The following is a 20,950-nucleotide window of genomic DNA, read 5'->3' as shown; positions in this document are numbered from 1 at the left end:
TCGCGATCTCGCTAGAGGTTGTAGACGGCCTTGAGCCGCGCGACGAGTCGCACCGCGTCAGGCGGCGTGAGTTTCAGCGCCTTCGGATCAAAGGTTTTGTCCGCCTCGACCGCTTCGACAAAGGCCCGCAGATCGGCGGCGATCCCATCCGGGAGCGCCAGGGTCACCGTCGGCCCCAACAGCTGAAGGAGCTTGAACACATCGTTGCGATGCTTGGTGACATTGCGGCTATCGACCTGCTGGCCGTCAGCCCGGTCGCGCGCCAGGTTGTTGTAGGCGAACGCCTTGAAGGGAATGAGGGTCTGGACGTCGATGACAGGGACGCCGTCGATCTCTGTCGTTCCGTCCTTGAGCAAGGCGTAATAGGCGTCGTCCAGCAGCATGGCTGACAGGCTCTCGACCGTTCCGTCAAGCGGTATGGGCGTGAGGCGCGCGCCCTGCGGCACGGTGATGACATCGGGCAGTCGCGAGAACAGCTCGATCATCGCCGGATAGGTCTTGTCGGAAGGATGGGTGAACCGGAAGAAATCCCTCGCGCCGTCGCTGCGTTCACGGGTCTGATAGCCGCCGGCGTCGATGAAAGCCCAGAAGGCTTGGACGAACTCCGGCTTCAGGGCCTCGAGACAGAGGACCAGGTCGAGGTCCTTGGTCGGTCGGAACAGCAGACCGGCGCCCGTCATGTGAATCTCGGCCGCCGCCCCGCCGATCAACGTGTACTGGTCCTCGAAGCCCGCGAAGGCCGCCTTGAACACATCAATGCCTACGACCATTGAAAGGGCTCCATGAGGGTGTCGACGGCCTGATCGAGGCGTTCGTCATGACGATCCTCCAGGCTCAGATACAGGGAGAGGCGATCCACGACGGGACCGTGATGGCAAAGCAGACGGGGATCGTAGGACCAGGTTTCGATGCGGATGGCTTCCGGGTCCCGATCGTCGGCCGGCTGAAGGTCATGCTGGTAGACCAGCCCCTTCCACTGACGGGCGGAGACCGCCCGGGTTTCATGAACGGGAGGACCGAGGAGGGTGTAATCCGACAAAGCGGTTTCTCCGGCCAGCGGCAGCGCCCGGACTTCGGGAAACGGCCTGACCAGGCGACGGGCACGGACGGGCGACTGAAGCAAATCACGGACCGTCCGCCAGAGGTCGTCGCCCTCCTGCTTGAAAGCGATGCGACGCTCCCGGCCGCGAACATCGATGCTGAGAATGCCGTGCCGCTGCAGTTCATCAACCACCCGCCCGGTGCTCATGGCGGAATATTGAAACCGCTCGGTCAGGGATTTGGGCGTCTGGCCATCGAGGTCCTCACGAAGCAACGAGGCCAGGACCACGACCTGAGCGGCCGGCGTCAACTGTTCCACGGCCGGCCGGACCTCTGACCGGAAGTACTCGCGCAGATCGGCGCCGAGCTCGGGCAGGAACAGCTGATTGCCGGGGACGATGAAGTTGACGCCCTGCTGGATAAGACGCTGGCGATTGGCCGAGCTCAGGGCGTCGGTCAGAAAGACAACCACGAACGCGTCCGATGTCGAGCGGGCGGTCTCGATATGTTTGGCGATCGTCGCCGGCGTTTCCGCGTCCTGGCCGGGCGTGGCGAGAATGAGCAGCTTTCGTCCGAACAGGCTCGTTTCGGCGAGACGATAGCGATCCGTCAGGAAGAACGGCAGGAGACCAACGTCGGCGTCTTCGAACGTCAATCGGATGTCGAACAGCTGCGTGACGTAGGCCGCCGCATCGTCGAAAAGACGGCCCAGGGTTCCAAAGGATGTCGCGTTCGATAACATTGGATTGGACGATAACATTGGCAATGTTACTATTCAATCTAATGTTATTATTGTTGTCGTGGGTGCGCTTTCGCCGACAGGCCCACACCCGCGAAACGCCGGTATCAAGCTCGCTTCCATTGGAAGAGGTCCGCATCGCGTTCAAGGTCTTCACGCCTGAGCCGGCGCCCCCCAGGAGCAGCCAGACCAGTCGGTCCGGGAGTTGATCTTCAGAGAAGCCAGGCGCCCCGGCGAGCGGCGTCAGTTCGATCAGCGCCTCCTCCTGGCCCATCCTGAACTCATCCCCGCCGAGACGGTGGCGCTTACCTGCAGGCATTTTTGGGGTGACTGGAAGCACATCCACCCACTAGGCACTAGGCCTCGTACGCCTTGGCGTCGATTGACCAGAGTACCTTGGGTGCGGTGCGCGCTAAGCTTCCTGGTGCGACATCTAGTTGGCAAGTCCTCGGCGACATTGGGCGTGTGTCATTGTCATCGGGGTAGGGCCTGGGGTTTTGGCGCTTCCCGCCTGGGCGGCGTTGCTGCTCATGCCCCCAAGCATCGTTTCACACTGGAGCCGTTGCTCCGCCGTCAGCGGTTGGGCCGTCGCGCACCCGGCAACAAGAGCCGCCAGCGCCAGCGCGCCGAGAAATCCTGCGGATTTGGTCATCTGTTCGTACCTGTCAAAGACAATCTTCGCCTGACCTTGAAGGGCCTGGGCCCGCTCCGCCTTGATTCAAATCAACCCTGCCATGCCCAACCCTGCCAGGGTTTCGTTCTGGCTCCTGGCAGGGTGTCGCGGGCCCGCTGTTCGCTGCGCGCTCCGTATGACCAAATCGGGAACTTGGGTTCCGATGGGCTTCCGGCGTGCGAAAGGCGGGCGATCACCTCCAGAACCACCGGACGATTCGCCTTCCCCCGCGCGCCGGGGCCAGACGCCCTTCGGCGCCGCCGCAAATGGACGATTCGCATCGCCCTTGTCGCCGCGCTGGAGCAGTTCGCGGCTGGACCGGCGCTCACGCGGCAGCCCGCCGAAGATCACACAGACTCGAAGCAGCTTGCGGCCTATTCTCTCACCAGAAAACTGGCGTGCTCAAGATGGCGGTCGTGACGGCTGCCGACGACACCACGAACCCGCGTGAAGCGGCCTGGCTCAAACACAGCCATTAGCGCCGACGCGAGCCCGCTCGCCGGCATTGGACGAAGGCCCGATATGACCCTCAAGATTCGTCAGGACGAGCTTTCCCAAGGCCTGCTCGGCGCGCCGTACGCCGACCTCACCCCGGTCCAGAGAAGCGTCGTTGATCTGATGGTCAGCGAAGCGCCGTCGGGCGTCAGCCCGGTTCTGGAGACCGACGACCGGACGTTTTGGGAACGGCTGGCCGACACCGTCGCCGACGTGGGGGGATCATGGACCTTCATCGGCGTGTTCAGCTGCGTCCTGATCGGCTGGGCCGTTCTCAACCTGGGGCTTGCGCGCTTCTCGTCCGCCTTCGATCCCTACCCCTTCATCTTCCTCAACCTTATGCTCTCGGCGGTCGCGGCGCTTCAGGCCCCGGTGATCATGATGAGCCAGAAGCGTCAGGCGGTCCGCGACCGTCTTGCGGCCGAGCACGACTACACGGTCAATCTGCGGGCCGAGCTGGAGATCATGCGGCTGCACGACCGCCTTGAACTCAGCCAAAACCAGATGGCTCGCATCGAGGCGGCCCTCGCTGCCTTGGCCAAGCCCTGAGGCCAACGTGGTCAGAGCGGGGCCATGCTTCCCGAGCGGACAAACCGGGAATGCCATGACAAGGCCTCGTCAAGCAGCATCGGCGTCTGCAGCCCGTAAGACCCCTTCAGGGCGCGCTGGTAGTAGTCCTCCAGCGCCGGGCGGAAGCTCGGATGGGCGCAGGTGTCGATGACGACGCGCGCCCGCTGTTTGGGCGACAGGCCGCGAAGATCGGCCAGGCCCTGTTCAGTGACGATCACCTGGACGTCCTGATTGATGTGATCGACGTGGGAGACGGCGGGCACCAGGGTGGAGATCTTGCCGCCCTTGGCCGTCGAAGCGCTCATGAAGATCGAGATGTAGGCGTTGCGGGCGAAATCCCCCGAGCCGCCGATGCCGTTCTGGATCCGCGAGCCCATGATGTGCGTCGAGTTGACGTTGCCGTAGATGTCGGCCTCGATCATGCCGTTCATGGCGATACAGCCCAGGCGCCGGATCACCTCGGGGTGGTTGCTGATCTCCTGCGGCCTGAGGATGATGCGGTCGCGGTAGTCGTCCATGCTCCGGTTGACCCGCTCGGTCAGTTCCGGGCTGAGGCTGAGGGCGGTTGAGGAGGCGACCCGCAGCTTGCCGCTGTCCATCAGCGCCATCATGCCGTCCTGGATGACCTCGGTATAGGCGCTCAGGTCCTCGAAGGGCGCGTCGATCAGGCCGGTCAGGACGGCGTTGGCTGTATTGCCGACGCCCGATTGCAGCGGCAGCAGCGACGGCGGCAGACGTCCTTTCGACACCTCGTGCTCGAGGAACTCCAGCAGGTGTCCGGCGATGGCCAGGTCATCCGGCCCGGGCGCGGTGAAGCCGGCGTTGCGGTCGGGTTGGTCGGTCTCGACGATGGCCACGATCTTGTCCGGGTCGCAGCGGAAGCACGGCTCGCCGATGCGATCGCCGGCGCGGATCAGGGGAATGGGCACCCGGTTCGGCGGTAGCGCCGTGCCGTAGTAGATATCGTGCATGCCCAGAAGCTCCGGGTTCTGCCACCGGTTCACCTCCAGGATCACCTGGCTGGCACGGTCAAGCCAGGTCTTGTTGTTGCCGACCGAGGACGCAGGGATCAGCGCCCCGTCCTCTCGGATGCCGGTGACCTGGATGATGGCGGTGTCCAGCGGGCCGAGGAAGCCCTGCCAGGCGACAGGCGCGACCTGGCTCAGGTGCATGTCGGAATAGGCCATCTCGCCGCGATTGATCCTGTCGCGACAAGTCGGGTCGCTGTTGTAGGGCAGCCGGAATTCGATGCCGTCGGCCTTGGCCAGGGCACCGTCCAGCTCCGGCCCGGTCGAGGCGCCGGTCCAGATGCGCAGCTTGAAGGGACGCCCCGCCGCGTGCTCGGCCTCGATCCGGGCCGCCAGCGCCAGGGGCACGGCGGTCGGATAGCCTGAGGCGGTGAACCCGCTGAGCCCCACTGTCGTATTCGGCGCGATCAGAATAGCGGCGTCCTCGGCCGACATCACCTTGGCCCGGTGCCTTGCGCTTGCGATGCGGTCATCCGTCATGGAACGATCCTTCCAACGTCTCGAAACCTCCCTGCGCGTAGGTCCACGAGCCTCGCGCCGTCTCCCACGATCGTGATCCTCGATGCGCCGGGATCAATGGCTGAGCAGCAGGCAGACCGGGGACGCGCCTAGCAGCCCATGGGTCACGCCGCCCAGCACCCATTCGCGCATGCGGGCGTGGCCGTAACCGCCGGCGACGATCAGGCCCGCCTGATGCTCGTCGGCGAATTTGAGAATCTGGCTCGACCGTGCGCCGTCATCGCCCTGAAGCACCTGGGCGCTCGCCACGATGTCATGGCGTCCCAGGAAGGCGGCGACATCGTTCGTGCGGGCCGCGGCCTCGTCCATGCCGCCCTCGGCGCAGATCTCGATCACATAGGTCAGGGCCGAGGCTCTCAACATCGGCAGGGCGGAGGCGACCGCGCGCTGGGCCTCGCGGCAGTCCTTCCACGCCACCACCGCCGCCGTTCCCGGAGAAAGGCGGACCGGCGCGGGCGGGACGATCAGAACAGGACGCCCGAGCGCCATCAGGGCGTCGCCCGGGTCGATGGACCGTTGCGGCGCTCGCGCGGGATCGAGACGACCGAGGATCAGCAGGTCGGCGGCGCGGACGGCCTGCCCCACCACATCGGACGGAAAGCCGATCCTCCCGCGCCATTCGCAGCGATCGGCATGGGTTCCGACCGCCTTCCAGAAGGTCGTTTCGGCCTGGGTCACATCGGCCTCGGCCATGTCCCGGAACAGACCGAGCATTTCACCCAACATCGCCCCGCCGGCATAGGGATCGACCTGGGGCGCATCCGGCAGACTGGCCGATATTCCGATCAGGCGCGCGTCGAACCGCTCGGCGAGATCGCAGGCCAAGGCGATGCGCGCCTCGGTCTCGACGCCCTGGTCGACATAGACCATCAGGCTCTCATAGGTCATGGGGTTGGCTCCGGTTTCGGGCCAACTGCGCCCTTCGCCCCGGGCGACGCATTGATCGGGATCAAGGATATCGGCCGATCGCCTTGGCAAGATGCGCGCCTCATCGGATGGAGACATGCGCCATGACCTCGAGTCCCACCGCTCCGTCGCAGGGGCCAGCAGGCGGCCCCTGCGCCCCTTCCTCGATGGTCCCCCGGAGCTTCTACAGATGAGGATCGCCCAAGTCACACCGCTGTACGAAGCCGTGCCACCGAAATTCTATGGCGGTACTGAACGGGTCGTGGCGCATCTGACCGACGCCCTCGTGGACCTCGGCCACGAGGTGACCTTGTTCGCGAGCGCCGACGCAGAGACCCGGGCGCGTCTCGTTCCGGTTCGCGACCAGGCGATCAGGCTCGACCCCTCGCCGTTAAAGTCTGACCTGGCGGCTCATCTGACGATGCTGGCTCAGGTTCTGGACCGGGTCGACGATTTCGACGTGATCCATTTCCATACCGACATGATCCAGTTCCCCATGTTCCGGAACTGGGCGGGCAAGACGCTGACGACATTGCACGGGCGGCTGGACATGAAAGATCTGGCGGGGGTGTATGCGCGGTGGCCCGAGTTCGGCCTCGTCTCCATCTCCGACGACCAGCGTCGCCCTCTGTCGTTCGCCAACTGGCGGGCCACAGTCCATCATGGGATGCCGGCCGAACTCTACAGATATTCCGGCCGGTCGGACGGCTATCTCGCTTTTCTGGGACGCATATCGCCCGAGAAACGGCCAGACCGGGCCATCGAGATCGCCACGAGACTGGGAAAGCGGCTGAAGATCGCGGCCAAGGTGGATGCAGCCGATCGCGTCTACTACGACGAGACGATCAGGCCATTGATCGAGAGCAATCCGCTGATCGAGTTCATCGGCGAGATCGGCGATCACCAGAAGTCGGAGTTCCTGGGCGGCGCTGACGCCCTGCTCTTTCCCATAGATTGGCCCGAGCCGTTTGGCCTGGTCATGATCGAGGCGATGGCGTGCGGCACGCCCGTGGTCGCGTTCCGTTGCGGTTCGACCAGCGAAATCGTCGAGGACGGAATGACGGGCTTTCTGGTCGACACCATGGCCCAGGCCGTCGCGGCCACGCTACAGGCCGCGCAACTCGACCGGCAGGCCATTCGCGCCCAATTCGAGCGGCGTTTCTCCGCCACCGCCATGGCCCTGCGTTACGTGGATGTTTATGATGCGCTCCTGGCCGCCTAGCTGAAACGGACGCATCCTCAGAGATCTGGTGGGAGGGCGGTCAGACGGGCCAGACCTCCATGGCCCTCGGACCAGGCCTGTGGCGACCTGACGTTCGGCTCACGCGTCGACGGTCGTCACCAGCTAACCCGGAACTCACCTCCCGCCGATCTCCGGGGGCGGGTCGCGGTCCGCCTCCGGGCGGCATTTCCCGCCACGCTGGAGTTCGTCCTGTCGCACGACGAAAACCGAGACCTGATCGCATATTTGAATTCGATCCAGTCGCCGACCGGCTCGGGAGGCCAAGACGGCGCCGGCGCCGATCAAGGCGAGCTTAATCCCGGCGCGGGTCAGCTCCCGGCGACCAAATAACGGACGAAGCTTTACGGTTGCAAAAACCTTGGCGAATACAAGGGTTCGTCTATGTCACACCGAACGATTTTTGAATTTTACTCCTCGTCATCTGAGTAATTCAACGCCGAATAGATCGCTACGGGTTGCGGCATTTGATCTGGATCAACGATTTCGTTAGGCGTTCGGGGCTCCGGCGCGCATTTTAGCGAATGATCGCTGCCACGAAGCCCATGCTTGCGCCGCGAACGCTTCCTCACGGATGCGTCGACCGGCCCAAAGTCAACGATTGCGACAGTTGCGGCGCGCGGGCGTTGAGCGTCTGCGGCAGCGTCGCCGATCAGGATCTCAAACGCCTGGGAGACCTGGCTGAAGTCGTCAAGCTGGCAGCCGGGGCGGTTCTGACGCGGGAAGGCGAACCCGCGCCCCATGTCTTCAACATCACGTCGGGATCTCTGAGGGTCTACAAATTGTTGCCCGACGGTCGGCGCCAGATCACGGGCTTTTTGTTCGCCGGCGACTTCCTGGGCCTGGCGATCGGTGAGGTCTATGTGTTCTCCGCCGAGGCGATCGAGCCGACGACCGTCTGCAGGTTCCGCAAAGGACCGTTCCGCGCCCTGGTCGAGAGCAGCTCGCCGTTGGAACATATGCTCCTGCACCGCACGTCTCATGAGCTGGCCGCCGCTCAGAACCAGATGCTTCTGCTGGGGCGCAAGACGGCCATCGAGCGTCTGGCGTCCTTTCTTCTCGACCTGCCCGGGCACGACCCCGCCCGTCCGACGGCCCCTGGCCATGTCCGACTGCCCATGAAACGTGGCGAGATCGCCGACTATCTGGGATTGACGATCGAGACGGTCAGCCGAGTGCTCACCCGCATGAAGGCCAAAGGCATCATCTCGATGCCCTCCCAGAGCGAGCTGATCGTCGAACGTCCGGACTTGCTGCGCGCGCACGCCTGCGGAGAACTCTGACGCCGGACCGTTGAGCCAGATCAAGGCAGCCGGCGGGCCGGGAGGGTAGGCGGGAGACCGCTGACCCGGAGGACCGCATCATGGACGCTGACTCAAATATCGACCGCTACCCGCCGATCAACGGGGCCGCGGTCGAAACCATCGTCGAACTTCTCGATCGTGAACGGCTGATGAGCATCGGAGTCAATCGACCCGACGGCTGGCCCCAAGTGACGACCGTCGGCTATCTGAATGACGGGCTGAACCTGTATTTCGTCAGCGGCCGCGAGAGCCAGAAACTGGCCAATCTCCAGGCCGATGATCGTGTTTCGGTCTCGATCCACTCGCTGGCGGAGCGGGGCGGCGCCGTCGGGGTTTCGATGGCCGCGCACGCGACCGAGGTGACGGACGCCGGCGAAGTCGAACGGCTCAACCAGATGATGTTCAAGCGCTGGCCGATGGTGAGCGTCTACTGCCCGGCGACCAGTTCCGTGGCGATCATCCATGTGAAACCGGAACTGATCTGCGCGATCTCGGCCGTCGATGGCCGAAGCCGAACGGAATGTTTCTCGCTAGGCGAACCTGCGGGACCAGGCGGCCGAGAGCCTGACGCCACCCGCCCGGATGCCATTTGATTTGATCGCCTTCCCGCCGTTCGAAACGCCGGTCGCAGCGCCCCCGTGATCTGGATCAAGGCAGTTGTCAGCCCGCAGGGCTAGCCTGCCTTGACCGGTCGGCCCAAGGCGTGGGCCCGGCCGGCTCCGCGACATTCAACAGGGATCGTTCATGCCGACATCGACCGTGCCCGTGCCCGTGCCCGATATATCGATGTCTCTCGCGCTGTCGCTCATCAACGCCTCGGTCGCCCCCGTGCTTCTGCTGGACGGTGAACTCGAGGTCGTGGCCGCCAGTCAGTCGTTCCTCGAGGATTTCGACATCGACCCGAACGCTATCCCGGGTTGCCGGCTGGCGGATCTGGGCGCCGGCGAATGGAATGTGCCGCAGCTGTGGTCTCTGCTGAGAGCGACCGCCTATGGCAAGGCTGACATCCGTGCCTACGAGATGGATCTGGTGCTCGCCGATCGGCCACCCAAGCATCTGATCTTTCATGCGCGTCGCCTGAGCCCAGGGCCGGATCAGGGCGTGCGGCTCCTGTTGACGATCACGGATGTGACGATCCCCAGGGCGAAGGATCGTCAGAAGGACGAACTCATCCGTCAGAACGCGCTGCTGTATCAGGAGGTGCAGCACAGGGTCGCCAACAGTCTCCAGATCATCGCCAGCGTCCTGATGCAGGGCGTTCGAACGGTCGGATCGGATGAGAGCCGAAGCCATTTGCGAGACGCCCATCAGCGCATCTTGTCCGTCGCGGCCGTGCAACGGCACCTGGCCGGATCCACGACGGGGGACGTCGAACTCCGGGCCTATTTCACCGACCTGTGTCGGAGCATCGGCGACTCGATGATCAGAGACCACAACCAGTTGGCGCTGACCGTATCCGTGGACGACAGCATCGCTTCATCCGGCATGTCCGTAAGCCTGGGTCTGATCGTCACCGAGCTGGTCATCAACGGGCTGAAGCACGCCTTTCCCGACGACCGAAACGGCGACATCGTCGTCGATTACCACGCCCGAGGCGATGGCTGGATCCTCAGCGTGACCGACAACGGCGTCGGCATGCCCAGCGGATCCCAGACGGTCAAGCCAGGTCTGGGCACCGGGATCATTCAGGCTCTTGCTGGTCAGCTGGGCGCTCGCGTCGAGCTCGCCGACGCGCGGCCCGGTACGCGGGTATCCATCATTTGTCTCCCCTAACCACAAACGGCGTCCTGAAAGGACTTGCAGATGGTCAATAGAATTCTCGCTCCGGACGACCGGGCCCTGGCGGAGGAGAAGGTCGCCGAACCCGCCGTCCACCATGTGCCGCGAGGCTTTTCTGATAAATTCGCCCTCGGCTTCACCAAACTGCTGCGCGTCTGCGCCGACACCTTCTTCGCCAAGAAATACGGTCACCGGGCCATCGTGCTGGAAACCGTCGCCGCCGTGCCCGGCATGGTCGGGGCCACGCTGACTCACCTGAGATGCCTGCGACAGATGAAGGACGACGACGGCTGGATCCGCACCCTGATGGAGGAGGCCGAGAACGAGCGGATGCATCTGATGACCTTCATCGCCGTGGCCCAGCCGACATGGTTCGAGCGGCTGGTGATCCAGCTGGCCCAGGCGGTGTTCTACATCGGCTTTTTCGGGCTCTACCTGATCTCGTCGCGCACGGCCCACCGGGTGGTCGGATATTTCGAGGAGGAGGCCGTCATCAGCTACACCCTGTATCTGAAGGAGATCGACGAGGGCCGCTCGCCCAATGTTCCGGCGCCGGACATCGCCATCCATTATTGGAAGCTGCCAGCCGACGCGACGCTGCGCGACGTCGTGCTGATGGTACGGGCCGACGAGGCCCATCACCGGGACGTCAACCACGGCTTCGCCAGCACGCTGAGCGGAACGGCGATCGATCAGCTTCCCGTCGCCCCCTATCCGCCGCACGCCAACGAAATTCGCATGCACGCGTGAAATACTCCGAGGGCTGCGAGTGAGGAGCGACTTGAATGGAGGCCGGCAATCGCCGGCCCCAAGGTCCTGCTCCACACGGGTTGGGCCGCGGACGGAGAGCGGCTGAGCGTCGAGGAATCCGTCCTGACCGGCGAGGCCGCCCCGGTGCTCACTATCCCGTCAAACGCTGGGGTTCGCGCCGCCGCCACCCGACGCGCTCAGCAAACAGTATTTGACCCCGGCGCAGGCGACCTCGAGGGCATGGCCCGCGGCCGCTGGTGGCGATCGTCGTGTTGAACCGGCGCCCGGTCGGCGGCTCCAGCGGTCAGGCAAGACCCACGGCCTCCGACGGCCTGCGGCCATGCCCGGAGTGTGGTCGTTCGCCGCTCGACGACGTCAGTCTAGGTTGAATAAGAGAGCTGCGTCATCATTCCCGCCGCCATGTGGTAGAGGTGATGGCAGTGGAAAGCCCACTGACCGGGATTGCCGGCATCGAATGCGATGGTGACCGACCGCTGGGGTGGGATGTTCACAGTATCCCGCATGGCGCCGGAAAACCGCTGACGATTGATCGCCACCACCTGAAAATGATGGCCATGGAGGTGCATCGGATGGGACATCATGCTTTTGTTGAGCATGGTGACCTCGATCCGGTCACCCCGGCGCACCACCATCGGCTCAGCGGTTTCAAGACCCCAGCCATAGGTCGCCATCGATCCGGTCAGCGCCAGATCGAAGGCCCTGTGATCCGAATGGTTTTCCAACGGAACCAGAGCGGACAAGCGAGCTTCAAAATCCAGATCCAGCACGGGAGCGTCATCGACGGACAGTTCAGGCAGTCTGGAAACGGTCGCCCCCGGGGGCTGAAGGATCAGGCCCGTCCGTTGCCTGGCGCCCTCCCGAAGAGCAAGGACCGGAAACGACCGGACCTCGCGCGGCAACTGTAGACGGACGTCGAGCCTTTGCCCCATCGCCACAGGAAAGCGCCGGCCCTTGACCGGTTGGACGAGCTGCCCGTCGACGGCGATCACCTCCCCGTCGACCTCACCCAGATCCAGGGTGAAGGCGGTAGCCGTCGCCCCGTTTATAACCCGTAGCCGCACCCGTCCGCCGAGTTCGACGGCAACGATTTCAGGGTCGCCGAGGGTTCGGTCGTTGGCGAGATAGGCGTCGTACTCGACGTCATTGATGTCGATCGCCATCCCGACGCCGTCGGTCGAGGCGGTCGTCGGCGCCATGCCGGCGATCGGCGCATGATCGGGCGCCGGGCTGCCGCGTGATTTCAGCCTTTCGAGGATCTCCTCGGGGGAGGAAAACGAAAAATCATGCAGGAGAACGATGATCTCCTGTTCGTCGCGCCGCTCCTCCGCCAGGGTTCGGACAATCAGAGGAGCCGCCAGCAACGCCTGCTCCTGCAGTGTGTGGGCATGCATCCAGTGCGTTCCCGCCGCACCCACCGGAAAATCGAAGCTCCGTTCAGTGCGGGCCGCCATGAGCGGGAGAGCGGCGCCCGCCACCCCGTCGCTTGCAAAAGGCGGTGTCAGGCCGTGCCAATGAATGATGGTCGCCTCATCCGTATCGTTCTCCAGCATCACATTGAATGCGTCCCCCTCCCGCAAGGCCAGGCCGGGCGTTCCATTCGGCTGACGCAACCCGAAGACGCTTGCCGCCCTTCCGTTGACCTCGATGGTTCGCCGGGCGATCCGAAGCTGTACGGGGACGGTCGCCGGCCGAGCCATGAAGCTCTTGGCCCACGAAACTTGCGGGGCTGCGAAAGCGAGCGCCGTGGCGCCCAGCAGACTGCCCTCGAGGAGGCGGCGGCGATTCATCGGGAGCTCCTGGATAAACGGTGGCGGCCACTTTGAAGCCCCCAGCGGTCCGTGCATTGATCGGGATCAATACCCGACCGTGATCCGCAGGCTTGCTTTGTCCCCCCAAGGAGCCGCAGGTCGTACGCACCGGATCGACCCGGCGACAGGACGCAAGCCATCTGCCTTTCAGCCGCCGTCAGTTATGCCGCCGCCGTCGTGCTGATCCCGGTCGGCACGGTCACCCTGGTTCGGGGACTACGGACGGACAGGCGTTATGCCGCCTTGTTCGCCCTGCCCCTTCTGTTCGGCCTTCAGCAGATGTTCGAGGGTCTGGTCTGGACCGCCGGCGGGCTCGACGATCAGGTCGCGGTGGCCCGGTACTCCCTGGCCTATATGTTCTTCTCCTGGCTGGCCTGGCCCGTATGGGTGCCGGTCGCCGTCTTCCTCATAGAAGGCTCTCGCCGCAAACCCCTGTTTCTCGTCATGGCGGTCCTGGGCGGGATGCTGGGAGGCCTGCAGTATGTCCCCTATTTCGCGCATGAAGGCTGGCTCACGGTGAGATTCCTGCCGAACGCGATCGTCTATCAAAGCACCGAGCTTCTGGACTTCATCATAGGGCGGGAAGGAACCTACGTGATCTACATGGCGATCGTGGCGGGCTCGCTCCTCCTGTCGTGGGACCGCAACGTCAAGGTGTTCGGTCTGCTGGTGTTCGCCGTCATGGCGGTCACCTACGCCTTCTTCGCCTACGCCTATGTCTCGGTCTTCTGTTTCGGCGGAGCGCTGATGTCTCTCTACCTCGTCTGGATGGCTTTCGGCGGAGGCTTCAAGACGGGTCGACGTGAGCCCGACTGCGCGGTCGGCTCCGTGCCGACATGATGCCCGCAGGCTTGACGCTCCATAGTCTGCCCAGGCGGCGCCGGTCGGCAGGCGAAACCGCCGTTCGCGCCGCCGTCGGAAAAGGAAGAGCGGATGAGTGAAACCGGCGGCATCGGGGACAGCGCCCGCGACGCTGTGCTCAACAGAGACTGCTTCTGCATCACGCTCGACAGATCCAGCTTGAGTGCGGCGATCCGTGCGGAGGCCGGGGATCCGGACCTCGTTGGCGCGCTGCTCGCCTCAAGGCCGAATCTGTTCTCCGGCGGGCCCGTCTTCATCTCCACGCACGACGTCAAGGCCATGCTCGACGTCGTCGCGGCCATCGAAGCGGCGACCGGCGACACGGCCTATCAGGAAGAGGTGCTTGGCTGGGCTCCCGCGATCGCCCGCCACGACTTCGGCCCCCGCGGCGTTTTCATGGGCTATGATTTTCATCTTGGCGGCAGCGGCCCCAAGCTGATCGAAGTGAATACGAATGCCGGGGGCGCCTTCCTGAACGCCTTGCTGGCCCGCGCCCAAGAGGCCTGTTGCCGCCAAGCGAGTGACGCCAGACGCGCAAACGCGCCTGGCGAGTTCGAAGCGCTCGTGTGGCAAATGTTTATCGACGAATGGGAATTGCAGGGTCGCGTCGGTCAGCCACGGACGATCGCCATCGTCGAAGACGGCCCGAAAGATCAGTTCCTCTACCCGGAGTTCCTGCTGGCCCAGCGGTTCTTCGAACAGCGCGGCGTGAAGGCCTGTGTCGTCGATCCCTCCGAACTCCGGATTTCCGGGGGACGCCTGGAACATGATGGGCAGACCGTGGACCTCGTCTACAACCGCCTCGTCGATTTTTCCCTCGACGCCGCAGGCCACGAAGCTTTGCGAGACGCCTATCTCCACGGCGCTGTCGTTCTGACGCCCAACCCCCGCAACCATGCCCTGTTCGCCGACAAACGGAATCTCAGCCTGTTGTCGGACCCGGCCATGGTCGCCGGTTGGGATCTGACGCCAGGCCAACTGAAAAGCCTTTCGGCGATCCCCCACACCGCCCTCGTGACGGCCGAAAACGCGGAGAGGCTGTGGGCGGAGCGCAGCCGGCATTTCTTCAAGCCCGCTGGCGGTCATGGTGGAAAGGCCGTCTATCGCGGCGACAAGCTCACCCGGCGCGTTTGGGCCGAGATCCAGCGAGGCGGCTATATCGCCCAGGAACTGGCAAAGCCGAGTGAACGTCGCATCAAGATCGACGGAGAGATCCAGTCTCTGAAGCTCGATGTCCGCCTCTACACCTATCAAGGCCAGCCTCTCCAGATGGCCGCCCGCGTCTATCAGGGCCAGACGACAAATTTCAGAACCCCGGGCGGCGGCTTCGCTCCCGTTTTTGTCGTCTAGGCCCCCGAATGCCGAGGTCAGGCGTGGCGATGCTTGCGCCCCTGGCCGGCCAGGGTGCTTCGGATCCTGTCGCCCGCCAACCAAACGTGACGTCCGGACCGAAGCCGCTGACCTTTCAACACGCAGCGGCGCCGTGGTTTAGTTTTCAGCTGAAGCGCGCCTTTGACGGTCAATCGGGAGGGCATGGGTCAGCATGCGAGGCATGGCCATGCCGAGAACGACGCCGAACCCGGTCAATACGGCCATGATGATGAACGAGGCATCGGGCAACCAGGCGACATCGTATAAAAGGCCTCCCCCGGCCGAACCGACGGCCGCACCCAAGCTTGCGGCAGCCGTTTGCCGGCCGAGTTGAGCGCCCTGCGCCTGACCGGCCATGCTGGAGGTCCAGTAGGTCAGGATCGGCGCGAGAATGCCGGCGCTTGCCGCCACGGCGCCGATCACCGCGAGCATCAGGGTGAAATCCGTCGCGCGCGGAAGCAGGAACAATCCCGTCGCCAGGACGACCAGGGCCGGTGCTATGAGCCAGCGGGTCGCCGAGGGCTTGATCCAGGGCGAGAAGACAATGGCCTGAACCACGAGCATGACCAGGCTGCACTCCGTAAACATCAGGGCGATCTGAGTCGGGGTCATGCCCAGTTCCTGCTTGCCGCGAAGCGCCAGACCGACCTCGAAAACACCGACACCGGCCGCGACGATGAATCCCAGGATCAGCAGATTTGGGATCAGCCAGCGGCCTGTCGACGAAGCGGTCGGGTCGGGCGCGCCCATCCGCCCCCTGCGCCGGCTTCGTGGTATCGCCAAGACGGCTGCGCCGGCCACGGAAAATGCGAGAACCGCCGTCGCGCCCAGCGGAAACGCCAACGACCCCATGGGATTGGTGATCGACAGCACGTCTGCGGCAGCGCGCGCGATGAACACGCCTAACATGGGTCCCAGGAGAAATCCCGAGACCCCCGCCAGGCTGACGAAGGTCAATCGGCGCGCGCGCACCTCGTCGGTCGCCGCCAGATCCCCTACGGCGGCAAGCGCCACCGGCGTGACCGCAGCGGCGAACAGACCGCTCAGGATCCGCTCCGCGTAGACCGCGACGAGGCTCTCGACGAAGGCGAAGACCAGCATGGTGGCGCCAAAACCCGTCAGGCCGATCAGCAGGATGACGCGGCGTCCATGCCTGTCCGAAAGGCGGCCCCACATCGGTGCGAAGAGAAACAACGACAGCATATAGAGGCCGGTCAGCAGACCTGTCGACCGGGAGACCTCTCCCGCCGAGGCGCTTTCGCCAACCAGCCGTTCAATCAGGAACGGCAGCAATGGGAGGACGACGCCGAAGCCCATCGACACCGTGAACACCGAGGCCATCAGGACAGCCATCGCAACCGGTGGCAGGGTCAATCTGGCGTTACGCTTCACACCGCCGCCGTCGCGGTAAGCGTCGGCTCCGCTACGACCGCCTCGCCGGTCCGGCGGATGCCGGTCAGGCGGGTTCGTTTCAACATCAGGGCGTTGATCGCCACGAGCGCTGAGCTCCCGGACATGGCGATGGCGGCGATGCTCGGTCCAAGCAGGAAGGGATAGAGCACGCCGGCGGCCAGCGGGAAGGCGATGACGTTGTACCCGACGGCCCACCACAGGTTCTGGTGCATCTTTCGAAGCGTCGCCCGGGACAGTTCGATGGCGCCGACGACGTCGAACGGGTCGCTCTTCATCAAGACGATGTCTGCGCTCTCCATGGCGACATCCGTGCCGGCGCCGATGGCGAAGCCGACATCGGCCTGGGTCAGGGCCGGGGCGTCATTGACGCCGTCGCCGACCATGCCGACCTTCTTGCCCTGAGCCTGCAGCTCCTTGACCTTGCTCGCCTTGTCGCCGGGCAGAACGTCGGCGAACACGCGATCGATGCCGAGACCCTTGGCGATCCGTTCGGCCGTACCCTGGTTGTCCCCGGTCAGCATGATGACCTCGACGCCCCGAGCGCGCAGGGCCTTGACCGCCTCGATCGCAGTGGGCCGCACCGCGTCGGCGATGGCGATCAGACCGACCAGTTTGCCGGCCACGGCCAGGTGGACCACGGTCCGGCCGGCGCCCTGCAACGCCTCGGATTTTGCGCCGAGTTCCCCGAGGTCGATCTTGTTCTCGGTCATCAGCCGCTTGTTGCCGAGCAACACCGTCTTGCCGCCGATCTTTGCCTGAGCGCCCTTGCCCTCGAGATTGGTGAACCCGCTCGCCTTGGGCGCCTTCACCTTTTCGGCCCTGCGCAGGATGGCCTGGGCCAGAGGGTGGTCAGATCCGGCCTCCACGGCCGCGGCTGCGGCCAACACCTGATGCTCCGTGGCGCCGTCCGCCGTCACCAGATCGACGACTTCGGGTTGGCCCATCGTCAGGGTGCCGGTCTTGTCGAAGATGATGACGTCCAGCTTGGTGGCGTCCTCGAGCGCCGACGCATTCTTGAACAGGATGCCATTCATGGCGCCCAGTCCGGTCCCGACCATGATGGCCATAGGAGTCGCCAGGCCCAGCGCGTCTGGACAGGCGATGACAAAGACGGTGATGGTCAGGCTGACGGCGAACAGGAGGGGCTGGCCGATGACCCAGAACCAGACCACGAAGGTCAGCAGGCCTACGAGGATCGCGGCCCAGACAAGCCACTGGGCCGCGCGGTCGGCCAGCAGCTGCGAGGGAGCCTTGGAGTTCTGGGCCTCCTGAACCAGTTTGACGATCTGGGCGAGTGCTGTGTCCGCACCGACTTTGGTGGCGCTGTACTGGAACGTGCCGCTCTTGTTGATCGTCGCGCCGATCACGGTGTCGCCCACCTTTTTCTCGACCGGCATCGACTCGCCGGTCAGCATGGATTCATCGACGAGCGACGCCCCCTCCAGCACGGTGCCATCGACCGGTATCTTGTTGCCGGGCCGGATCACGACCGTATCGCCGGACACCACCTCCGCGGTGGGCACCTCCACTTCCTTGCCGTCACGCAAAACGGTCGCCTTGGGCGGGGTCAGATCCATCAAGGCCCGAATGGCTTCGGATGCGCCGGCCCTGGCGCGCATCTCAAGCCAGTGACCGAGAAGGATGAAGACCAGCAGAATCGCCGACGCTTCGTAGAACTGCTGTCCGCCGTAGATAAAGGTGGAGCCGACGCTGAAGAGATAACCGGTGCCAACGCTCAAAACTATGAGCACCGCCATGTTGGCGACGCCGCTTCGCAATGACCGCCAGGCGGCAACGACGAAGGGCCAGACCGGATAGAGGATGGCGCCGCTCGCAAGGATGAACAGGACGAGGTCCAGCCTCATGCCGAACGGAGGCGGAATCCGGATGAAGTCCATGCCCATCGGCGAGAAGGCGAAGATCGGCAGACTGAATCCCAGCGCGACCCAGAAGCGGTTGCGCATATCGCGCACCATCGACTGCATGTCTTTTCCGGAGCCATGGCCCATTTCGTGGGCCATGGCGTCCTTCTGCGCCTTGCCCCGGGCCGGGTCTTTCCCGTTCATGAGGCCCGACTTCGCCTTGGATGTCTCGCGGGAATGTCCTCGATGCGCGTCGGCGGGCCCGACCGGCTCCGGGGCGCCTTTGGCCGGCGCTTCGTGATTCTGGCAGACATGGTTGGGGAGGGCCTCGCCGGCGCAGTGGAAGCCGCAGGCCTCGATCGCCGCCCTGATTTCAGACAGGCTGGTCTTGGCCGCGTCGTAGGCGACCGTGGTGGACCCCGACACCGGATTGACGGAAACGCGGCCGACGCCGTCGATGCGACGCAGCTGTCGTTCAATCCCGGACGCCCCAAGGACGGAGAAGAGATTACCGACTTCAAGCGTCCGGGTGGTCATTGATGCTCTCCGACTGGTGAGGGAGAGCCCGAGTGACGCTCCGTTGGATTGTCTGCGCCCCTCCCGGTCGGCAATGGTCCTGGAGCGGTCACGTCTTTAAGCGCGGGCGTCTAGGGTGTCCGGGCGCCGGCCTCGGCGAAGAGTCGGCCTTCGATGCCCATGGCCGAGTCGGTCGCGGCGATTGAGCGCCGCCCGGATGTCTCGCGTCCATCGAGCGCTCTGATGGCGTCGATCGTTTCGGGCACGACGATCGCCTGATTGTCGACCATGTAGGCGTAGAAGAGCTCATCGCCCTGCACCGTGAGCATGTCGGCCCACAGCGCCACTTCATAAAGGTCGCTGCGGGAGCGGCCCCGATCCGCCATCAGTTCCTTGACGGCGTTAAGCGCATCCAGACCGTGCTCAGTCTTCATCAACAGGATGCGTGACGACGAGCGGAAGGCATTGAGCACCTCCTCCTTGTCCACGGGACGGGTCAACTGGACTGACCAGTAGTGCAGATGGGCGATCGTCTCGGGGACCTTGACCGCCATGGTCACCACGTCGAGGTCGGGATCGACAGTCCGGGCGTCCGGACCCTGGTGGCTGGGGATTTCGGGCTCAGGAACCAGGGTGTTCATGATGCCGCCCTGATGGCTCTCCCACGGATCGGTCGCGCGGCGAAGCAGGGTTCCCCGGGCGCGTCCAAGCAGACCGGCGCGCTTGAGTGCGCTCAAGGTCCGCACAGTCGCGGTTGTGTTGCAAGAAACCACTCGGGTCGATTCACGCCCGATCGCCGTCTCGAAATTGGCCTCGGCGACGAAGGAATGCCCGGTTATGCCGTGCTTCTCGCCCCCTTGAAGAATGAACTTGAGCTGACGCTTGCGGTATTGGGGGACATTGTCCGCCGCCACGCGCTTGGGGGTGCAATCGACAACGACATCCGCCTCGCCAAGCAAATCATCCAGGCGGCCAGCCGTCTGAACGCCTGCGGCCCGGAACGCATCCTCTGCCGGGGCCGTGGCGGCAAAAAGCGGCACACCCTTGGTCTGAAGCACACGGGTTCGCCAGTCCGTCGCGACGTCGGACACGCCAATGAGCGTCATATCGCTCTGGGCCCTAACGGCATCGGCGACGCGTTTGCCGATCACGCCATAACCATTCACGGCAACCCGTATCGACCTGGTCATACATACGTCTCCTCCGGCCTAGAAAGCAGACGATGCGGGATCCGCGCATTGATCTGGATCAAAGCTCGCCGCGCCGGTGCATGTCATCCTCGGTCGATGTCGAAGGACAGCGGAGCCGAGGCGCAGATGCCAGAAGAGACGAACCGCAGGGTCGAGCGGCGGTGATGCTGGCCGCTGCAATCTTCGACGTCGATGGGGTCCTGCTGGCTTCGCCCCACGAGAGGGCGTGGCGCGAGGCGCTCGTGGGGCTTGCCGAGCCGGACCGCTTCACGACGGCTATTTATCAAGCCCATGTCGCGGGAAAGCTACGGCTCGACGGCGCCCGGTCCGCACTCGAGGCCTTGGGTGTGAGCAACGCCGACCGCCACGCGGTCGCCTATGCCGAACGCAAGCAGGCGCGGCTGGAGGAGCTGATCCGGACAGGCGCCGTGGCGGCCTTTCCGGACGCGCTGCGTTTCGTTGAGGCGGTCGCCGCCCTCGGCTGGCCCATGGCGGCCGCTTCCTCCTCCAGGAACGCCACCGCCATGATGCGCGCGATCCCGCTGCGGGCCGGCCGGAGCCTGCTCGACATCTTCCGCGTCAATGTCTCGGGTCGAGACCTCACGCACGGCAAGCCGGATCCGGAGCTTTTTCTGATCGCGGCCCGCGAGATGGGCGTGGCGCCCGCGCAGTGTTTCGTGGCGGAAGACGCTCCAGCGGGGATTGAAGCGGCCCGCGCCGGGGGCATGGCGGCTATCGGCGTTGCACGCCTCGGCGACGCCGAGATGCTGCGTGCGGCGCGCGCGGACCTGGTGGTCACAAGCCTGGACGACGTCGTGATCACCGAGCTTGCGCTTGGCCGGCTGGTCGGCCCGACACTGTGAA

Annotated in this window: 17 protein-coding genes; 9 read left to right on the top strand and 8 right to left on the bottom strand. The window is 64.6% G+C overall.

The genetic code is table 11. The annotated features are described in order from the left end of the window. Nucleotides 1-11: 11 nt before the first annotated feature. Nucleotides 12-770: a hypothetical protein gene (locus WC597_RS10385; protein WP_372693236.1), complete on the bottom strand. Its 759-nt coding sequence runs from the start codon at nucleotides 768-770 to the stop codon at nucleotides 12-14. Continuing rightward, the gene (locus tag WC597_RS10380) at nucleotides 761-1,783 is read right to left on the bottom strand and encodes a hypothetical protein (RefSeq protein WP_372693235.1); all 1,023 of its coding nucleotides are present in this window, start codon (nucleotides 1,781-1,783) and stop codon (nucleotides 761-763) included. The genes WC597_RS10385 and WC597_RS10380 overlap by 10 nt, the downstream gene beginning before the upstream one ends. A gap of 1,192 nt (nucleotides 1,784-2,975) precedes the next feature. Between WC597_RS10380 and WC597_RS10375 the strand changes: the two genes are divergently transcribed. Further along, nucleotides 2,976-3,497: a DUF1003 domain-containing protein gene (locus WC597_RS10375; RefSeq protein ID WP_292078893.1), complete on the top strand. Its 522-nt coding sequence runs from the start codon at nucleotides 2,976-2,978 to the stop codon at nucleotides 3,495-3,497. Nucleotides 3,498-3,508: 11 nt separating this feature from the next. On the opposite strand, the gene WC597_RS10370 is transcribed toward WC597_RS10375, so the two are convergent. Both WC597_RS10370 and WC597_RS10365 read right to left on the bottom strand, forming a co-directional pair. After that, nucleotides 3,509-5,026 carry an acetyl-CoA hydrolase/transferase family protein gene (locus WC597_RS10370; RefSeq protein ID WP_372693234.1) on the bottom strand — a complete coding sequence of 506 codons (1,518 nt, stop codon included), beginning with the start codon at nucleotides 5,024-5,026 and terminating at the stop codon, nucleotides 3,509-3,511. A gap of 93 nt (nucleotides 5,027-5,119) precedes the next feature. Then, nucleotides 5,120-5,953 carry a universal stress protein gene (locus WC597_RS10365; RefSeq protein WP_287928181.1) on the bottom strand — a complete coding sequence of 278 codons (834 nt, stop codon included), beginning with the start codon at nucleotides 5,951-5,953 and terminating at the stop codon, nucleotides 5,120-5,122. A gap of 208 nt (nucleotides 5,954-6,161) precedes the next feature. Here WC597_RS10365 and WC597_RS10360 point away from each other — a divergent pair, with 208 nt between their 5' ends. From WC597_RS10360 to WC597_RS10340, 5 genes are all read left to right on the top strand, one after another. Further along, complete coding sequence (locus WC597_RS10360; RefSeq protein ID WP_287928182.1) at nucleotides 6,162-7,193, top strand: glycosyltransferase family 4 protein; 1,032 nt, start codon at nucleotides 6,162-6,164, stop codon at nucleotides 7,191-7,193. Between the two features lie 542 nt (nucleotides 7,194-7,735). Next, a complete protein-coding gene (locus WC597_RS10355) occupies nucleotides 7,736-8,494 on the top strand; it encodes a cyclic nucleotide-binding domain-containing protein (RefSeq protein WP_372693233.1) in 759 nt (252 codons plus the stop codon). A gap of 80 nt (nucleotides 8,495-8,574) precedes the next feature. Continuing rightward, complete coding sequence (locus WC597_RS10350) at nucleotides 8,575-9,108, top strand: pyridoxamine 5'-phosphate oxidase family protein (protein WP_287928184.1); 534 nt, start codon at nucleotides 8,575-8,577, stop codon at nucleotides 9,106-9,108. A gap of 151 nt (nucleotides 9,109-9,259) precedes the next feature. After that, nucleotides 9,260-10,288, top strand: a complete 1,029-nt coding sequence (locus tag WC597_RS10345) for a sensor histidine kinase (protein WP_292078892.1) — start codon at nucleotides 9,260-9,262, stop codon at nucleotides 10,286-10,288. Nucleotides 10,289-10,318: 30 nt separating this feature from the next. Further along, the gene (locus WC597_RS10340) at nucleotides 10,319-11,044 is read left to right on the top strand and encodes an alternative oxidase (protein WP_287928186.1); all 726 of its coding nucleotides are present in this window, start codon (nucleotides 10,319-10,321) and stop codon (nucleotides 11,042-11,044) included. 380 nt (nucleotides 11,045-11,424) lie between these two features. On the opposite strand, the gene WC597_RS10335 is transcribed toward WC597_RS10340, so the two are convergent. Further along, the gene (locus tag WC597_RS10335; RefSeq protein WP_287928188.1) at nucleotides 11,425-12,852 is read right to left on the bottom strand and encodes a multicopper oxidase family protein; all 1,428 of its coding nucleotides are present in this window, start codon (nucleotides 12,850-12,852) and stop codon (nucleotides 11,425-11,427) included. A gap of 159 nt (nucleotides 12,853-13,011) precedes the next feature. On the opposite strand from WC597_RS10335, the gene WC597_RS10330 reads away from it, so the two are divergent. Together WC597_RS10330 and WC597_RS10325 are read left to right on the top strand one after the other, a co-directional pair. Further along, the gene (locus WC597_RS10330) at nucleotides 13,012-13,713 is read left to right on the top strand and encodes a DUF6629 family protein (protein WP_312184807.1); all 702 of its coding nucleotides are present in this window, start codon (nucleotides 13,012-13,014) and stop codon (nucleotides 13,711-13,713) included. Nucleotides 13,714-13,806: 93 nt separating this feature from the next. After that, nucleotides 13,807-15,084 (top strand): hypothetical protein, encoded by a 1,278-nt coding sequence (locus WC597_RS10325; RefSeq protein ID WP_287928190.1) that lies wholly within the window; start codon nucleotides 13,807-13,809, stop codon nucleotides 15,082-15,084. A gap of 138 nt (nucleotides 15,085-15,222) precedes the next feature. Here the strand turns inward: WC597_RS10325 and WC597_RS10320 are convergent, their stop codons facing one another. The 3 genes from WC597_RS10320 to WC597_RS10310 form a co-directional block, all read right to left on the bottom strand. Further along, nucleotides 15,223-16,446 carry an MFS transporter gene (locus tag WC597_RS10320; protein WP_287928191.1) on the bottom strand — a complete coding sequence of 408 codons (1,224 nt, stop codon included), beginning with the start codon at nucleotides 16,444-16,446 and terminating at the stop codon, nucleotides 15,223-15,225. Between the two features lie 47 nt (nucleotides 16,447-16,493). After that, nucleotides 16,494-18,917 (bottom strand): heavy metal translocating P-type ATPase, encoded by a 2,424-nt coding sequence (locus WC597_RS10315; protein ID WP_372693232.1) that lies wholly within the window; start codon nucleotides 18,915-18,917, stop codon nucleotides 16,494-16,496. A 110-nt stretch (nucleotides 18,918-19,027) separates the two neighbouring features. Beyond that, nucleotides 19,028-20,086: a type II glyceraldehyde-3-phosphate dehydrogenase gene (locus WC597_RS10310; protein ID WP_287928193.1), complete on the bottom strand. Its 1,059-nt coding sequence runs from the start codon at nucleotides 20,084-20,086 to the stop codon at nucleotides 19,028-19,030. A gap of 164 nt (nucleotides 20,087-20,250) precedes the next feature. Here WC597_RS10310 and WC597_RS10305 point away from each other — a divergent pair, with 164 nt between their 5' ends. After that, nucleotides 20,251-20,949 carry an HAD family phosphatase gene (locus WC597_RS10305; protein WP_287928194.1) on the top strand — a complete coding sequence of 233 codons (699 nt, stop codon included), beginning with the start codon at nucleotides 20,251-20,253 and terminating at the stop codon, nucleotides 20,947-20,949. Nucleotide 20,950: the final 1 nt, after the last annotated feature.

It is taken from the genome of Brevundimonas sp., from assembly GCF_041648115.1.
Classification (GTDB): domain Bacteria; phylum Pseudomonadota; class Alphaproteobacteria; order Caulobacterales; family Caulobacteraceae; genus Brevundimonas.
This window is presented reverse-complemented; position numbering and strand designations above follow the sequence as displayed.